The 17,340-nt window shown below is 70.4% G+C and carries 11 protein-coding genes; 3 read left to right on the forward strand and 8 right to left on the reverse strand.

The annotated features are described in order from the left end of the window. Positions 1-38: 38 nt before the first annotated feature. Together murJ and OIM89_RS15140 are read right to left on the reverse strand one after the other, a co-directional pair. Positions 39-2,228, reverse strand: coding sequence for a murein biosynthesis integral membrane protein MurJ (gene murJ, locus OIM89_RS15135; RefSeq protein WP_030696684.1), 2,190 nt, complete (start codon positions 2,226-2,228; stop codon positions 39-41). Between the two features lie 48 nt (positions 2,229-2,276). Continuing rightward, positions 2,277-4,640 (reverse strand): DUF6049 family protein, encoded by a 2,364-nt coding sequence (locus OIM89_RS15140; RefSeq protein WP_030696683.1) that lies wholly within the window; start codon positions 4,638-4,640, stop codon positions 2,277-2,279. Between the two features lie 177 nt (positions 4,641-4,817). Between OIM89_RS15140 and OIM89_RS15145 the strand changes: the two genes are divergently transcribed. Further along, complete coding sequence (locus tag OIM89_RS15145; RefSeq protein ID WP_052230993.1) at positions 4,818-6,284, forward strand: CCA tRNA nucleotidyltransferase; 1,467 nt, start codon at positions 4,818-4,820, stop codon at positions 6,282-6,284. Between the two features lie 155 nt (positions 6,285-6,439). On the opposite strand, the gene OIM89_RS15150 is transcribed toward OIM89_RS15145, so the two are convergent. The 4 genes from OIM89_RS15150 to OIM89_RS15165 all read right to left on the reverse strand — a co-directional run bounded on the left by OIM89_RS15150 (position 6,440) and on the right by OIM89_RS15165 (position 10,282). Further along, complete coding sequence (locus OIM89_RS15150) at positions 6,440-6,946, reverse strand: hypothetical protein (protein ID WP_030696681.1); 507 nt, start codon at positions 6,944-6,946, stop codon at positions 6,440-6,442. Between the two features lie 117 nt (positions 6,947-7,063). Beyond that, positions 7,064-8,323: an MFS transporter gene (locus OIM89_RS15155; protein WP_047466339.1), complete on the reverse strand. Its 1,260-nt coding sequence runs from the start codon at positions 8,321-8,323 to the stop codon at positions 7,064-7,066. A gap of 140 nt (positions 8,324-8,463) precedes the next feature. Continuing rightward, positions 8,464-9,546: an inositol-3-phosphate synthase gene (locus OIM89_RS15160; RefSeq protein WP_003949393.1), complete on the reverse strand. Its 1,083-nt coding sequence runs from the start codon at positions 9,544-9,546 to the stop codon at positions 8,464-8,466. Positions 9,547-9,604: 58 nt separating this feature from the next. Continuing rightward, complete coding sequence (locus OIM89_RS15165) at positions 9,605-10,282, reverse strand: PadR family transcriptional regulator (protein WP_030696679.1); 678 nt, start codon at positions 10,280-10,282, stop codon at positions 9,605-9,607. Positions 10,283-10,666: 384 nt separating this feature from the next. On the opposite strand from OIM89_RS15165, the gene OIM89_RS15170 reads away from it, so the two are divergent. Both OIM89_RS15170 and OIM89_RS15175 read left to right on the forward strand, forming a co-directional pair. Continuing rightward, positions 10,667-13,342 carry a transglycosylase domain-containing protein gene (locus tag OIM89_RS15170; protein ID WP_217685572.1) on the forward strand — a complete coding sequence of 892 codons (2,676 nt, stop codon included), beginning with the start codon at positions 10,667-10,669 and terminating at the stop codon, positions 13,340-13,342. A 122-nt stretch (positions 13,343-13,464) separates the two neighbouring features. Further along, positions 13,465-14,994, forward strand: a complete 1,530-nt coding sequence (locus OIM89_RS15175; RefSeq protein WP_030696677.1) for a glycosyltransferase family 87 protein — start codon at positions 13,465-13,467, stop codon at positions 14,992-14,994. Positions 14,995-15,072: 78 nt separating this feature from the next. Here OIM89_RS15175 and OIM89_RS15180 read toward each other — a convergent pair whose 3' ends face one another. After that, the gene (locus tag OIM89_RS15180; protein WP_023418297.1) at positions 15,073-16,104 is read right to left on the reverse strand and encodes an alanine racemase; all 1,032 of its coding nucleotides are present in this window, start codon (positions 16,102-16,104) and stop codon (positions 15,073-15,075) included. Between the two features lie 88 nt (positions 16,105-16,192). Continuing rightward, complete coding sequence (locus tag OIM89_RS15185) at positions 16,193-17,314, reverse strand: lipid II:glycine glycyltransferase FemX (RefSeq protein ID WP_003949398.1); 1,122 nt, start codon at positions 17,312-17,314, stop codon at positions 16,193-16,195. Between the last annotated feature and the right edge of the window lie 26 nt (positions 17,315-17,340).

A 17,340-nucleotide genomic window follows, 5' to 3' on the forward strand; every position in this document is an offset into this window, starting at 1 on the left:
ATGCACGACACGCGGGCACCGCTGATGGTTGTGCGCCCTCAGCGTCCCAGACGCCCGCGGACCATTCCCACCAGGGAGTTGATCTCGTTGATCCGCATCTTGCGGCCGACGAGGAAGAAGACCGCCAGCAGCACCACGCCGCCCCCGGCGAGCCCCGCCAGGGAGCCCAGCGCGCCGCTGCCGAGCAGGCGCATCAGGAGGAAGGAGAGGCCGCCGCCGAGCAGAGCCGCGGGGATCGCCGCGCCGATCAGCCGCGCGTAGGTCCGCAGCACGTGCGCGCCGTCCAGGTCGCCGCCGAGCCGCTTGGCCAGCCGCTTCCACGCCACCCCGACGCCGACCGCGTAGGCCAGGCCGTAGGAGGCCGCCATGCCGACCACGGCCCAGCGGGCCGGCAGCACGAGGTAGCAGATGCCGGAGGCGGCGGCGTTGACGGCGGCGACGATCACCGTGTTGTAGAAGGGGGTGCGGGTGTCCTCGTAGGCGTAGAAGCCGCGGAGCACCACGTACTGCACGGAGTACGGGATGAGGCCGAGGGCGAAGGCCATCAGGATGTAGCCCATCGAGTGGGCGGCCTCGAGCCCGGCGGAGGAGAAGAGCAGGGTGGCGGTCGGCAGGCCGAGGGCGAGGAAGCCGAAGGCGATCGGGACGATGGCGACGGCCGAGTTGCGCAGTCCCTGCGAGATGTCGTCGCGGACGGCGCCCACGTCGTTGTCGCTGGCGGCGCGGGAGATGCGCGGCAGCAGGGCGGCCATGACGGAGACGGTGATGATCGCCTGCGGCATGCCCCAGATGAGCTGGGCGTTGGAGTAGGCCAGGATGCCGGTGCCTTCGACGTCGGTCTCGGTGCCCGCGAGGGTGGCGAGCTGGGTGACGACGATGACGCCGGCCTGGTTGGCGAGGACGAAGAGGACGGTCCACTTGGCGAGGCGGACAGTCTTGCCGAGCCCGTGGCCCTTCCAGTCGAACCGCGGCCGGAAGCGGAAACCGGTCTCGCGCAGGTACGGGATCATCGCCAGCGCCTGGACGACGAGACCGAGCAGGGTGCCGATGCCGAGCAGGCGGACGCCCTCGTCCGGGATGGTCGCCACCTTCATGCCGGAGGAGGCGGCCGAGCCGTAGACCCAGATGAAGAGCCCGAAGGTGGTGATCATCACGATGTTGTTGAGGACCGGGGTCCACATCATCGCGCCGAACTTGCCGCGGGCGTTGAGGATCTGGCCCATCACCACGTGGACGCCCATGAAGAAGATCGTGGGCAGGCAGTAGCGGGCGAAGGTGATGCCGACGCGGTTGGCGTCGGGATTGCTGGCCACCGGGTCCGACATCAGGTTGATCAGGAGTGGGGCCGCCAGGACCGCGAGGAGCACGATGGCGCCGAGCGCCACCATCACCAGCGTCAGCAGGCGGTTGGCGAAGGCTTCGCCGCCGTCGTCGTCGTTCTTCATCGCGCGGACGAGCTGCGGGACGAAGACGGAGTTGAGGCCGCCGCCGACGGTGAGGATGTAGATCATCGTCGGCAGGGTGTAGGCCACGGTGAAGGTGTCACCGAGGAGGGCCGCGCCGAGCGCCGCGGTGATGACCAGCGAGCGGACGAAGCCGGTCAGCCGGGAGACCATGGTGCCGGCGGCCATTATGGCGCTGGACTTCAGCAGCGAGGCCGCCTTGCCCTGCTTCTTCGGGGCCGGCGCCGGGTCGGGAGCGGCCTGCGGCGCAGGCGGGTCGGCGGGCGGGCGGCCGCCGCCGCTCTGCTGCTGGTCCTTGTAGAGGTGGGCGAAGGCGTCCGGCTCGTGGCGCTCCTGTCCGGCCTGGGACACGAGGTCGTCCACCCCCACGAACTGGGTCGTGCCGGTGGCGTCGCCGTACGGCAGGTGCTTGCCCGGGCCGGCCGGCTCCGGCGCCGGAGCCGGGGCCCAGAGCCGGGGGTCGGGTGCCGGCTGCTCCGGCTGGGGCGGGCCGTACACCGGGGCCGGGGGCGGGCCGGACGGCGGGGGGTGCGAGGCGCGGTCGTACAGGGCCTCGCCGACCGGGTCCTGCGCGCTGAGGTCGTGGGCACGGTACGGGTCCTGCTCGTAGGCGTGCTGGAGGTAGGGGTCGGGCCCGGGCTGCTGGGGGAAGCCCTCGCCCGTGGGGCCGCCGGGCTCCGGCGGGACGGGCGGCTCCGGCCCGTCGCCCTGCGGCACCGGGCCGTCCGCACGCTGGCCACGGTCACCGTTGTACGGCGCGTTCATGGTCTAACCCCACCTCATCGTCCCCGGGCCCACGGGCCACGACATTGCTCAGCGGTCCACTGTCTCACCCGGGCCGGACGGGGCCGGGCTTTCGGGAGCGGTGTCCGGGTCGTGGTCACCCGGCTGCCCGGGGCCGCCGTCCCCGTCCTGCCCCTCGCCCGCCGGACCGGCGCCGGGATCGCCCGGCGTGCCGTCCTGCTCCGCCTCCAGCTCCCGTGCCTGCCGCTTCCGTTGCGTGTACATGCGGAAACCGGCGAGGACGAGCAAGAGTACGCCGCCCGCGAGGACCAGCATCACCGTCGGCGTGAACTCCGTGACGTTCACGTCGAAGCGGATCGGGGCGCCGTAGGCCCGGCCGTCCTCGGTGTACAGCTGGGCCCTGACCGGGACGGGTCCGTTGGCGTTGGCGGTGGTCGTGAACTTCACCGACTGGCTGTGGCCGCCGGAGACCTTGACCGGCTGGTCCTGGTACCGGCCCTCGCCGATCTTGAGGCGGGTCGGCTTGGAGGACTCCAGCCGCAGCACCAGCTTGTCGACGCCCTGGAGCAGGTTGTTCTGCACGGTGACCGGGATGGTGGCGCTGTGGCCGGAGAGCTTCGCCTCGCTCTTCTCGATCAGCTGCACGCTGCCGATCAGCTGGTTCAGGTACGTGGCGACCACGGAGCGGAACTGCTGCGCCTCCTCGGCCAGGCCCCGCCAGGAGGTGGACATCTCCCGGTCGACGGCGCGGCCGAAGGGCGGCACCACGCGGTCCTGGTTGGTGAGGATGACCTTGAAGCGGTCCAGCTTGTCCTGGGTCTCCTTGATCTCCTCGAACGCCGCCTTCGGCAGCTCCTGCTTCCGCAGCGCCGAGGGGTACGAGCCACCGCCCGGCACCCGGGTCGTGGCGCGCGCGTCGGGCTCGGTCTTCGCCGCCGCCGTCAGGTTCTGCGGGGTGGACCACCGCTCGTCGTCCAGGGCCCGCAGCGCCTCCGCCATCGTCCGGGCCTGGCTGGCGGTGGGCATCCGCTGCGGGGCGACGACGAGGCTGCGCTCGTTCCCCTCGTCCTGGAGCGTGGTCATCAGCGTCTGGGCCACGAACCGCTGGACGGCGAGGGTCGCGTTGCCGGCCTTGGTCATGTCGCCCTGGAAGAGGGTGGAGAGCCGGTCGTCGGAGACGACGGCCGTGGTTCCGCCGCCGATCGGCCGCGCGGCCGACGGGGTGTAGGTGAGGCTCCCCGCCTCGCGCATGCTGTCGCTGCGGGCGATGACGTTCCGCGCTCCCGCCGAGGTCGCCACGTCGATGATGGACGGGGTGACCGCGCCCTCCACCGGCCAGGCGAAATCGGTGCTGGGCTTGGTGTGGAGGATCGTCTCGACCGTGCTGGCGGCCACGTCGGTGGCGTCCTTCAGCCGGCCGAGCGAGCCGGAGACGTTCTTGCCCCGGTGGGCGATCGAGGCGATGTCGGGGTCCCCGTAGGGCAGGGCGACGATCTTCTTGCCCGCCACCGCGCTCTCCACGGAGGCGAGCCAGTCGGTGGCGAGCTTCTCGCTCTGCTCGCTGCCGGCCCGGGTGGTGCCGTCCTCGTTGCGCACCCGGTAGCCGCCGCGCATCGCGTCGACCGAGGCGAGCAGGTCCGGGTCGACGACCCAGGTGATGTCGAGTTCCCGGCCGAGGGCGACCATCCGCTCCAGCCGGCCGCCCGGGGCGATCTCCTCGGCGAGGCTGTCGTCCTCGAAGATCGGCGTCTGCTCCTCGTCGGAGTCGGTCTCCGCGGTGAGGTGCGGGGTGGAGATGAGCGGCCACAGCATGGTGAGCGAGGTCTGCCCGCCGGCCGCCTTCGGCTGCCACGGCAGGAAGGTCCGCTCGATGCCCTGCACCTGCTCGTAGGGCTGGGCGGCGGTCTGCCCGCTCAGCGAGACGCCGAGCTGGTAGATCCCGTTGGAGTCGAGATCGAGGTCGTCGACCGGGACGGAGAGGCGGAACGGCAGCGACCGGCCCGCGGCCAGCGAGTCGATCTCCTGGGCGTACTCCTCGTCGATCTCCAGGCCGTCGGCGCCCGGGGAGAAGCCGTCGCGACGGGCGGCGTGATCGATGGCACTGCGCCCGTTGAGGACCGGGCCGACCCGGAGGCCGACGTGGGCCTCGGTGATCGTGCGCTTGCTCTGGTTGGTGACCGTGCCCGTGATCGTCAGGCGGTCGCCCTTGACCGGCGCCGCCGGGGCGAACGAGTCGAGGGAGACGGAGACCGGCTGGGCGGTGCGTGCCTTGCCGTCGGCGGCGGGCGCCTGCGGGGCTCCGGCCGCCTGCGCGGCCGCGGGGTTCAGCAGCCCGCCGAGAAGGGCCGTACCGGCGAGGAGGGCCGCGCCCCGGCCGAGCCACCGGCGGGCAGCTGACGGGCCGGTCCTCGGGATGTCTGCCGCCTCGGCCACGCGCTCGTCCGTCCCTTGTTCGTCAGCTCGGTCGGTGGTTGTCGGGTGATGCGTCCAGGCATCGTAACGAGGCGAACTGAGCCGAAGTGCCGGGGAGTGCTCCAGAGGATCTTCGCGCGGCCGCCCGCCCGGAATCGGGTCGGCCCGGGCCGACGCGGGCACGTACCCTTTTCTGTTGTGCCGAACGCCAACGAAGACAAGCCCCGTGAACTGAGCCAGGCGCAGCGCCGCGCTGTGAGCGAACTGCTGCGCGTCTCCCCCGCCGCGGACGATCTTGCCCGCCGTTTCGAGGAGGCCGGACACTCCCTCGCGCTGGTGGGCGGCTCGGTCCGCGACGCGTTGCTCGGGCGGCTGGGGAACGACCTGGACTTCACCACCGACGCCCGGCCGGAGCAGGTCCTCCGGCTGGTCCGGCCGTGGGCGGACGCCGTCTGGGAGGTCGGCATCGCCTTCGGCACCGTCGGCTGCCAGAAGCGGGCCGTGGTCGAGGGCGAGGAGGTCACCTTCGAGATCGAGATCACCACGTACCGTTCGGAGGCGTACGACCGCACCTCGCGCAAGCCCGAGGTCTCCTACGGCGACTCGATCGAGGACGACCTGGTCCGCCGCGACTTCACGGTCAACGCCATGGCGGTGGCCCTGCCGCAGAAGACCTTCATCGACCCGTACGGCGGCCTGGAGGACCTGTCGGCCCAGGTGCTGCGGACGCCCGGGACGCCCGAGGCATCCTTCTCCGACGACCCGCTGCGGATGATGCGCGCCGCCCGGTTCGCCGCGCAGCTCGACTTCGACGTGGCGCCCGAGGTGGTCGCCGCCATGACGGCGATGGCCGAGCGGATCACCATCGTCTCCGCGGAGCGGGTCCGCGACGAGCTCAACAAGCTCCTGCTCTCCACCCACCCGCGCAAGGGCCTCACCCTGCTCGTCGACACCGGCCTCGCCGCGCACGTGCTGCCGGAGCTTCCGGCGCTGCGGCTGGAGAGTGACGAGCATCACCGTCACAAGGACGTCTACGAGCACAGCCTGACCGTCCTGGAGCAGGCGATCGACCTGGAGGAGGACGGTCCGGACCTGACCCTGCGGCTCGCCGCGCTCCTCCACGACATCGGCAAGCCGCGCACGCGCCGCTTCGAGAAGGACGGCCGGGTCTCCTTCCACCACCACGAAGTGGTCGGCGCCAAGATGGTGAAGAAGCGCATGACGGCGCTCAAGTACGCCAACGAGCTCGTCAAGGACGTCTCCCGGCTGGTCGAGCTGCACCTGCGCTTCCACGGCTACGGCACCGGCGGATGGACCGACTCCGCGGTCCGCCGGTACGTCCGGGATGCCGGGCCCCAGCTGAGCCGCCTGCACAAGCTGACCCGCTCCGACTGCACCACCCGGAACAAGCGCAAGGCGGCGGCGCTCTCGCGGGCCTACGACGGCCTGGAGGAGCGGATCGCGCAGCTCCAGGAGCAGGAGGAGCTGGACGCCATCCGGCCCGACCTGGACGGCAACCAGATCATGCGGCTCCTCGGGGTGGGCCCCGGCCCGGTGATCGGCAAGGCGTACGCCTTCCTGCTGGACCAGCGGCTGGAGAACGGCCCCATGAGCGAGGAGGCCGCCTCGGCCGCGCTCAAGGAGTGGTGGGCCGGGCAGAGCTGACCGCTGCGTCCGGACAGCGCGAAGGGGCGGCATGTTTCACGTGAAACATGCCGCCCCTTCGTCTATGCCGGGGTAAGCCGGTGGTGTCCCTTGCCTCCCGCTTGCGATGTTTCACGTGAAACATCCTCGGTCGGCGCGTGGTACCCGGCCGGGGGTCAGGCGTCGTCCAGGCAGAGCAGGAAGCTGTCGCTGCCCTGGGTCTGGGTGTAGGCGTACTTGAAGCCCTCCGCCTGGTCCTCGCACTTGGACTGGGCGGTCATGCCGATGAACTTGCCTTCGATCTTGGCGAGAACCTTGTACTCCGCCGTGTCGGAGTCGCACTCGACGATCTTGAGTTCCGGGTTGTTGTCGTCGTCGTTGCCCCGCTCGACGCAGTCGCCCGCCTTGGCGGCCGCCGGGTCGCTCTGACTGGCCCACCAGCCGCCGCCGATGACGGCGAGGGCGATCACGAGGCCGACGGCCCGCAGGATGTTCTTCTTGTTCTTGGCCGGCGGCTCCGGGGCCGCGCCGGGCATGCCGGGAGCCGCGTACGGGCCCTGCTGGGGGAAGCCCTGGGGCTGACCCTGCGGGGGCACCCCCTGCTGCGGCTGGCTGTACGGGTTCTGGCCCTGCGGAGGCTGCTGGCCGTACGGGTTCTGGCCCTGGGGCGGCGGAGTGGTCACTTGGGGGTCCCCCTGTGGAAAACGAGGCGTGGCCTCGTGCGATAAGACCTCCGTAAGCTATCCGGCCGCACAGACAGCCGAAAAGTGAACGGGGGCTCTGTGTCATTGATGTGACACTTACTGCCGGTCAAACCGGGTCATGAGCACCGCAACCGCTCCATAGATCAGAGCCACCAGGACCACCAGCCCGGCCGACTTCCCGTCAGCGGGCAGCAGCAGGGCGGAGACTCCGGCGGCCGCCACGAAGGCGACGTTGAAGAGGACGTCGTAGACCGAGAAGATCCGGCCCCGGAAGTCGTCCGCGACCGAGGCCTGCACGATGGTGTCGGTCGCGATCTTCGCCCCCTGGGTGGCCACCCCGAGCACGAAGGCCCCGGCCAGCAGCGGTACGGGCGCGAAGGTGAGCCCCAGGGCCAGTTCCAGCACCGCCGCCCCGGCGGCGCAGGCGACGATCCAGCCGGCCGCCCCCAGCCGACGGGCGGCCGAGGGGGTGACGAGCGCGGCGACGAAGAACCCGGCGCCGGAGACGGCCACCGCGACCCCGAGCAGCGCGAGCCCGCCGTCCTCGTCGGCGGACCAGGCGTACCGGCAGAGCATGAGGAGCATGACGGTGAGCGCCCCGTAGCAGAACCGGAGGGCCGCCATGGCCGCCAGCGCCCGCGCGGCCCCGCGGCGGCCGGGTTCGCGCAGGTGGCGTACCCCGGCGGCCAGTCCGCGGGCCGTCCCCGCGACCGCGCTGCGCAGGTGCTGGAGCTGGCCCGGGTCGGGGCCCAGCAGGGACACGGCCAGGGTGAGGGAGGCGCCGGCCGAGGCGAGGTAGAGGAACCCGCCGAGCAGCAGGACCGCCGCGTCGGAGTCCGCGACCAGGAGCCTGACCAGGAAGGCGAGGCCGCCGCCGGCGGTGGCGGCGAGGGTGCCGGCGGTTGGAGAGAGCGCGTTGGCGATGACCAGCTCGTCGCGGGCGACCACCCGGGGCAGCGCCGCGGAGAGCCCGGCGAGGACGAACCGGTTGACCGCCGTCACGCAGAGGGCGGCCACGTAGAAGAGCCAGTCGGGGACTCCGGTGACCATCAGTGCGGCGGTCAGCGCGGCGAGGACGGCGCGGAGCAGATTGCCGTAGAGGAAGACCTGGCGGCGGCGCCAGCGGTCGAGGAGGACGCCGGCGAACGGGCCGATCAGGGAGTACGGGAGGAGGAGGACCGCCATGGCCGAGGCGATGGCGGCGGCGGAGGTCTGCTTCTCCGGGGAGAAGACGACGTAGGTGGCAAGGGCGACCTGGAAGACGCCGTCGGCGGCCTGGGAGAGGAGACGGACGGCGAGCAGCCGCCGGAAGTCCCGCACGCGCAGGAGCACTCGTAGGTCACCGACGACAGCCATGGAGCCAGAATCGCACGTGGGGCCGGACCGGAACGCGCCACTCGGCCGGTCCACGGCAGGCGGCCCCGCGGACGAGCGAGGGGCGGCCCTCCCCGGAGGAAGGACCGCCCCGCGAACGACGGCTCGGTGCCGCCGGCGGCTCAGCGCTCGATCTCGCCCTTGATGAACTTCTCGACGTTGGCCTGGGCCTCGTCGTCGAAGTACTGCACGGGCGGGCTCTTCATGAAGTAGCTGCTCGCGGAGAGGACGGGACCGCCGATGCCCCGGTCCTTGGCGATCTTCGCGGCGCGGACGGCGTCGATGATGACACCGGCGGAGTTCGGGGAGTCCCAGACCTCCAGCTTGTACTCCAGGTTCAGCGGGACGTCGCCGAAGGCGCGGCCTTCGAGGCGGACGTAGGCCCACTTGCGGTCGTCCAGCCAGGCCACGTAGTCCGAGGGGCCGATGTGGACGTTGTCGGCGCCCAGTTCGCGGTCACGGATCTGCGAGGTGACGGCCTGCGTCTTGGAGATCTTCTTCGACTCCAGGCGGTCGCGCTCCAGCATGTTCTTGAAGTCCATGTTGCCGCCGACGTTCAGCTGCATCGTGCGGTCCAGGACGACGCCCCGGTCCTCGAAGAGCTTCGCCATCACGCGGTGCGTGATCGTGGCGCCGACCTGGGACTTGATGTCGTCGCCGACGATCGGGACCCCGGCCTCGGTGAACTTGTCCGCCCACTCCTTGGTGCCGGCGATGAAGACCGGGAGGGCGTTGACGAACGCGACCTTGGCGTCGATGGCGCACTGCGCGTAGTACTTCGCGGCGTCCTCGGAGCCCACCGGGAGGTAGCAGACGAGGACGTCGACCTGGCGGTCCTTGAGGGTCTGGACGATGTCGGCCGGCTCCTCGGCGGACTCCTCGATCGTCTCGCGGTAGTACCGGCCGAGGCCGTCCAGGGTGTGGCCGCGCTGGACGGTCACGCCGGAGTTCGGCACGTCGCAGATCTTGATCGTGTTGTTCTCGCTGGCGCCGATGGCGTCGGCGAGGTCCAGGCCGACCTTCTTGGCATCCACGTCGAAGGCGGCGACGAACTCGACGTCGCGGACGTGGTAGTCGCCGAACTGGACATGCATGAGGCCCGGGACCTTGCTGTCCGGGTCTGCGTCCTTGTAGTACTCGACGCCCTGCACCAGCGAGGCGGCGCAGTTGCCCACGCCGACGATGGCTACGCGAACCGAACCCATTCCGGTTGCTCCCTGTGTGTTCTCGGTGTTCCCGATGAGGCCCAGCGAGTGCCGGGTCTCATGTGGCGGTGTCGTCGGACGAATCCGGGCGGGAGTGCTCCCGCGACCGGGGCAGATCGTCCTTCTCTCCGGATGTGCCCTGCTGAGGTGAGCCGTCCTGGGCGGTCCGCCGCCGGCGGCCCGACCGTTCGCTCTCGATCAGCTCGTTCAGCCAGCGCACCTCGCGCTCCACGGACTCCATTCCGTGCCGTTGGAGTTCGAGCGTGTAGTCGTCGAGGCGCTCCCTGGTACGGGCCAGTGAGGCCCGCATCTTCTCCAGCCGCTCCTCCAGCCGGCTGCGCCGGCCTTCGAGCACTCGCATGCGGACATCGCGCGACGTCTGGCCGAAGAAGGCGAAGCGGGCGGCGAAGTGCTCGTCCTCATAGGCGTCGGGACCGGTCTGGGAGAGCAGATCCTCGAAGTGCTCCTTACCTTCCGCGGTGAGCCGGTAGACGATCTTGGCCCGGCGGCCGGTGAGCGGCGCCGCGTGGGCGTCCTCGGGCGGACCGCTGGACTCCTCGATCAACCAGCCGTTGGCCACCAGCGTTTTGAGGCACGGGTAGAGGGTGCCGTAGCTGAAGGCGCGGAAGATCCCGAGCGAGGTGTTGAGTCGTTTCCGCAGCTCGTAGCCGTGCATCGGGGACTCGCGCAGCAGCCCGAGGACGGCGAACTCGAGGATGCCGGAGCGTCTGCTCATGTCCGCCTTTCCGCCGCCGTGTGGTTCCCTCGCCGGTCTTTATGCCGAGCTGATGTATCGACTCGATACATCCCGACGATAGATCGAGGTCACGGGATGGACAAGTGGGGGCGCGGTGAACGGCGTCACATCACTGAAACGACGTACCGGAGTTGCCTGATTTGAGGTGAACTTCGCCGCCCGGGTGGTTTTGACGGTGCGTAGTCTGTGCGGCATGCAGACCGCCGGGAACTATGGGGCGCCAGGTGGCGTCAGCAATAGGGGCGTGCCCGGACACCATGCGGCAGACCACCGCCACGAGGAGTGTCCAGGCGTCGGGGGGACCGACAATCAGCTGCCGTTCCAGGCGCGCGAATCCGCGCTTGCCCGAGGAGTAGTCGTTCGATGAGCGAGCATCGTCGCAAACCGCCGCCGCAGCAGGGTGGCGGACGAGCTGCCGCCCGGCGGAGCCAGTCAGGCCGCCGTGCCGCGCCGCGTGGCGCCTCTCATGCGCCTTCCGCCTCGTTCGCTTCCGAGGGCGAGGAACGCCCGTACGGAGGCCGCGCCGAGGCGCGCCGGGCCGCCAAGGGGGGCCGCCGCAGGGCAGCCGACCACGGCGCCGGACACGGTGCCGGAGCGGGCGGCGGCCGTCGTGGTGGCGGGGGCGGGGCCGAGGGCGGACGTGGCCGCGGCCGCGGACGTGAGCCCGAGAAGAAGCGCTTCATCGACTACCCCCGCGCGGGAAAGTACGGCTGGCGCCGTTTCGTGCCGTCCTGGAAGCAGGTCACCGGCACCTGCCTCGGCTTCTTCGGCCTGCTGCTGGCGACCGCCGGCATAGGCCTGGCCATGGTGGACATCCCGGACCCGCAGAAGACTGCCGAGGTCCAGAAGAACGTCTACTACTGGTCCGACAACACCCAGATGGTCATCGCGGGCGGCGGCGACAAGAACCGCCAGATCATCGACTACGAGGAAATCCCGAAGTCGATGCAGAACGCGGTCGTCGCCGCGGAGAACGCCACCTTCTGGGACGACAACGGCGTCGACCCGATGGGCATCGCCCGCGCCGTCTTCAACATGGCGATGGGCGGCAGCACCCAGAGTGGGTCGACCATCACCCAGCAGTACGTGAAGAACACGTACCTCAGCCAGGAGCAGACGCTCAAGCGCAAGTTCACCGAGCTGCTGATCTCGGTGAAGGTGGGCGGCGTGAAGGAGAAGGAGGAAATCCTCGCGGGTTACCTCAACACCGCCTACTACGGCCGGGGTGCCTACGGCATCGAGGCGGCGGCCCGGGCCTACTACAACAAGCCCGCCCTCGACCTCAGCACCAGCGAGTCGGCGTTCCTGGCGGCCACCCTCAACGGACCGAACCTCTACGACCCCGCCGGTGGCCAGGGTCCTGGTGCCTCGGCGAAGGAGAACACCGAGCGGGCGACCAACCGCTGGAAGTTCGCGCTGCGCCGCATGGTGGAGATCGGCAAGCTGGACCAGAGCGAGCGCCAGAGCATTCTGGCCAAGGGCTTCCCCGAGCCCGACAAGCCCAAGCCGGCCACCAACAAGGCCGGCCAGATCGGCTACCTGACGGACCTGGCCGACAACTACATCGTCGCCAACACCACCCTCAGCCGGACCGAGCTGGACCGGGGCGGCTACAAGATCCACACCACCTTCGACAAGAAGAAGATGGCGGCCCTCACCAAGGCCGTCGACAAGGTGGAGAAGGCGAACATCGACCCGAAGAAGCGGCCCAAGACGGACAAGTACGTCCAGTTCGGCGGCGCTTCGGTCGAGCCCAAGACCGGCAAGATCAAGGCGATCTACGGCGGCTCCGACGCCACGGTCCACTTCACCAACAACGCCGACTACACCGGTGTCCAGGTCGGCTCCACCTTCAAGCCCTTCGTCCTCTCGGCCGCCATGGAGTACGGCATCCGGAACCCGGACCTGCCGCCCGAGCAGACGCCTGAACAGCGGACGATCGTGTCGCCGAAGAGCATCTACGACGGCGACAACAAGCTGAAGGTGAAGAACTACGACGGCACTATCTGGCACAACGAGAAGGACGAGGAGTGGCATCAGCGCAACGACGGCGATGAGTCGAAGGGCGACATCGACCTGAGGACGGCGATGCAGTTCTCCACCAACACGCCCTACATCCAGCTCGCCATGGACGTCGGCCTCGACAAGGTCCGCGAGACGGCCGAGGCGGCAGGGATCAAGAAGGACAACCTCCCCGGCTGGCGCAGCCCCTCCTTCGCCCTCGGCACCTCGGCGCCGAGCGCCATCCGGCTCGCTGGTGCCTACGCGACCTACGCGGCCAGCGGTAAGCAGGTGGACCCGTACTCGGTGGAGTCCATCGAGGGCAAGGACGGGGAGGTCTGGAACCACGACTCCGTCGCCAAGGTGAAGCAGGGCATCCCGGCGGATGTCGCGGACAACGTCACCGACGTCCTGCGCACCGTCGTCCAGGAGGGCACGGGCACGGCCGCCAAGCCGGTCGACGCCCAGTGGCCGACGGCCGGCAAGACCGGTACGACCGACGGCAACAAGTCCGCCTGGTTCGCCGGCTACACCCGGCAGCTCTCCACCGCCATCGGCATGTTCCGCGTGGACGACCAGGCGAAGAACCAGAAGTTCCTGGAGATGTACGGGACCGGCGGGCAGGAGTCGATCCACGGTGCCTCGTTCCCGGCCGAGATCTGGACCGAGTACATGCTGTCGGCGATGAAGGGCAAGAGCCCGCAGCAGTTCCCGGAGCCGTCCGAGCTGGGCACGATCGTCGGCGAGCCGACGCCCACCCCGACCCCGACGCCGACCGAGACAGAGCAGGAGGAGTCCCCGGACCCGACGCCGACCACGGAGGCGCCGCCGGAGACGCCGGACCCCGATCCCACCACGACCTGCCGGCCGCTGGACTGGGAGTGCCGCCAGAACGAGAACGGCGGCAACGAGAACGGGGGCAACGAGAACGGTGGTCCGGGTGACCCAGGTGGGGGCCAGCCCACCACGGAACCGCCACCGGACGAGGGCGAGACCGAGGGGAACGACAACGGCGGATCGTGGTTCGGCAACAACTAGCCGGGCTCCCCGCGTCATGTTTCACGTGAAACCAGATGTTTCACGTGAAACCGAGGGCCGTCGCACCAACGGGTGCGGCGGCCCTCCCGGCGTTCCGGGGGCCATGGGGCAGGATGGCGCCCATGCCCAGCCCAGAGACGACACGTGCCGACGCGCCGCAGCGGGACACCGTGCAGCCGACACGGCAGGACGAAGTGGCCGCCGCCGGCTCCGAGCTGATCGGCGGCGCCGCCGGGAGACGCGTCCTGCCCGGCGGCTCCTGGTGGTCGCCGGTCCGCGTGATCGCCCTGGTCATGATCGGCATGTTCGCCCTCGGCATGGTGCAGAAGCTGCCCTGCTACAACGGCGCCTGGTTCTTCGGCGCCGGCGCCCAGTACACCCACGCCTGCTACTCCGACATCCCCCACCTCTTCCAGGGCCGGGGGTTCGCCGACGGGCTGGTCCCGTACTTCGACCGATTGCCGGGGGACATGCAGTTCCTGGAGTACCCGGTGCTGACCGGCGTCTTCATGGAGGTGGCCTCCTGGTTCACCCCCGGCTCCGGTTCACTCGTCGAGCGGGAGCAGATCTACTGGCTGATCAACGCCGGGATGCTGATGGCCTGCGCCGCCGTGATCGCGGTCTGCGTCGCGCGCACCCACCGGCGCCGCCCCTGGGACGCCCTGCTCGTCGCCCTGGCTCCCGCGATGGCGCTGACGGCGACCATCAACTGGGACCTGCTGGCCGTCGCCCTGACCGCCGCCGCGCTCTTCCTGTGGTCCCGGGAGCGGCCGCTCGCCTTCGGTGTCCTCCTCGGACTGGCCACCGCCGCCAAGCTCTACCCGGCCCTGATCCTCGGTCCCCTCTTCCTGCTCTGCTGGCGGGCGGGCAAGTGGCGGGCCTTCGGTACCGCGCTTGCCGGAGCCGCGGGGGCCTGGCTGGTGGTCAACGGGCCGGTGATGATCGGCGCCTTCGAGGGCTGGTCGAAGTTCTACACGTTCAGCGAGGAGCGGGGCGTGGACTTCGGCTCCTTCTGGCTGGTGCTCTCCCAGAACTCCGACCAGCCGCTGGCGACGGAGACCGTCAACACCCTGGCCACCCTGCTGATGGTCCTGGCGTGCGCGCTGATCGCCGTCCTCGTCCTCATGGCGCCCCGCCGCCCCCGGCTGGCGCAGGTGGCCTTCCTCGTCGTCGCGGCCTTCATCCTCACCAACAAGGTCTACTCGCCGCAGTACGTGCTGTGGCTCATCCCGCTGGCCGCCCTCGCCCGGCCCCGCTGGCGCGACTTCCTGATCTGGCAGAGCTGCGAGGTGCTGTACTACTTCGGCATCTGGATGTACCTCGCCTACACCAGCAGCGGCGACGCCCAGCGCGGCCTGCCGCTGGAGGGGTACCACCTGGCGATCTGCCTGCACCTCGCCGGGACGCTCTACCTCTGCGCCGTCGTCGTACGGGACGCTCTGCTGCCCGAACGGGACGTGGTGCGGCGGGACGGGGACGACGATCCCTCGGGCGGGGTGCTGGACGGTGCCCCGGACCGGTTCGTCCTCGGCTACGCGGACCGTCCCCCGCAGCACGCCGCCCACTTCAGTCGTCCGGTGGTGCGCTGGGGGGCCGGGAAGACCGCAGGGGAGGGCTTCGGCGCGGGCGGCCCGGCGACGCCCGGCTCCTGACGCGCTTGCACCACGCCAGAGGCCCCTGGCGTCCCTCGCGGGACGGCCAGGGGCCTCTTCACGTACGGGGCGACCGGCTCAGCGCTCGACGACCCGGTCGTACTGCGTGGTGGTGTGCCGCAGATGGGCGACCAGTTCGTCGCCGACCTGCGGCGCCGGGGCGTCGGCGGGGACGAAGAGGATCGACACCTGCATGTGCGGAGGTTCGGCGAACCAGCGCTGCTTGCCCGCCCAGACGAAGGGCGAGAGGTTCCGGTTGACCGTCGCGAGACCCGCGCGGGCGACGCCCTTGGCGCGGGGCATCACCCCGTGCAGGGCCTTCGGCGACTCCAGGCCCACGCCGTGCGAGGTGCCGCCGGCGACCACCACCAGGTAGCCGTCACCGGCCGCCTTCTGCTGGCGGTAGCCGAAGCGGTCGCCCTTGGAGACCCGGGTGACGTCCAGCACCGCCCCGCGGTACTCGGTCGCCTCCTCGTCGCCCAGCCAGAGCCGGGTGCCGATCCGGGCGCGGAACCGCGTCTGCGGGAACTGCTGCTGGAGCCGGGCCAGTTCGCTGGACTTCAGGTGGCTGACGAACATGGTGTGCAGTGGCAGGCGGTGGGCACGGAGGCGGTCCATCCAGGCGATGACCTCCTCGACGGCGTCCGTGCCGTCGGTGCGGTCCAGCGGCAGGTGGATGGCGAAGCCCTCCAGCCGGACGTCCTCGATGGCCGCGTGGAGCTTCGGCAGGTCCTCCTCGCTCACGCCGTGGCGCTTCATCGAGGACATCACCTCGATGACCACGCGGGCGCCGACCAGGCCGTGCACCCCGTCCACCGAGGAGACCGAGCGGATGACCCGGTCCGGCAGCGGCACCGGCTCCTCGCCGCGCCGGAACGGCGTCAGCACGAGCAGGTCGCCGCTGAACCAGTCCTTGATCCGGGCCGCCTCGTAGGTGGTGCCCACGGCGAGGATGTCGGAGCCGAAGCGGATCGCCTCCTCGGCCAGCCGCTCGTGCCCGAAGCCGTACCCGTTGCCCTTGCAGACGGGGACGATGCCCGGGAACTGCTCGCGCACCTGGTGGTGGTGATCCCGCCAGCGCGCGGTGTCGACGTACAGCGTGAGCGCCATGGCCGGTCCGGAGCCTTCCTGTGTCAGTCGCGGTGCGGCGGGGCGGCCGATGCGCCCCGCCGGATGAATTGTGCCGTGCCCGCCGGGGTCAGCGGCGGGACATGTAGATGTCGAGCGCCTTGTGGAGGAGCTTGTTGAGCGGGAAGTCCCATTCGCCGAGGTACTCGGCAGCCTGCCCACCGGTGCCGACCTTGAACTGGATGAGGCCGAAGAGGTGGTCCGACTCGTCCAGGGAGTCGGAGATGCCGCGGAGGTCGTAGACGGTGGCGCCGAGCGCGTAGGCGTCGCGGAGCATCCGCCACTGCATGGCGTTGGAGGGCCGGACCTCGCGCTTGTGGTTGGCGGAGGCGCCGTAGGAGTACCAGACGTGGCCGCCGACGACCAGCATGGTGGCCGCCGCGACGTTCTCGCCCTCGTGGCGGGCGAAGTACAGCCGCATCCGGTTGGGGTCCTCGTTGTTCAGCGCGGTCCACATGCGCTGGAAGTAGCCGAGGGGGCGCGGGCGGAAACGGTCGCGCTCGGCCGTGACCTCGTAGAGGCGCTGCCACTCCTCCAGATCCTGGTAGCCGCCCTGGACGACCTCGACGCCGGCCTTCTCGGCCTTCTTGATGTTGCGCCGCCAGAGCTGGTTGAAGCCCTTGTGGACGTCCTCCAGGGAGCGGTTGGCGAGCGGGACCTGGAAGACGTACCGCGGCTGGACGTCGCCGAAGCCCGCGCCGCCGTCCTCGCCCTGCTGCCACCCCATGCGCCGCAGCCGGTCCGCCACCTCGAAGGCGCGCGGCTCGATGAAGTCCGCCTCGACGTCGCGCAGACGCTTGACGTCCGGGTCCTGGATGCCCTTCTTGATGCTGGCGGCCTCCCAGCGCCGGATGATCACCGGCGGGCCCATCTTCACCGAGAAGGCACCCTGCTGCTTGAGGTGGGCCAGCATCGGCTGGAGCCACTCCTCCAGATGGGGCGAGAACCAGTTGATCACCGGGCCCTCGGGGAGGTAGGCCAGGTACCGCTTGATCTTGGGGAGCTGGCGGTAGAGCACCAGACCGGCGCCGACCATCTCGCCCGTCCGGTCGTCGAACCAGCCCAGGCTCTCGGAGCGCCACTCCGCTTTGACGTCCGCCCAGGCAGGGACCTGCATGTGGCTGGCCGCGGGCAGTGTCTGGATGTACGCCAGATGCTGCTCACGGCTGATGGTCCTGAGGGTCAGACTCATTCGGGGCGCTCCTCGGGCTGGTGTGT

Origin of the sequence: Streptomyces sp. BI87, assembly GCF_025957665.1 — a bacterium.
GTDB lineage: Bacteria > Actinomycetota > Actinomycetes > Streptomycetales > Streptomycetaceae > Streptomyces > Streptomyces albidoflavus.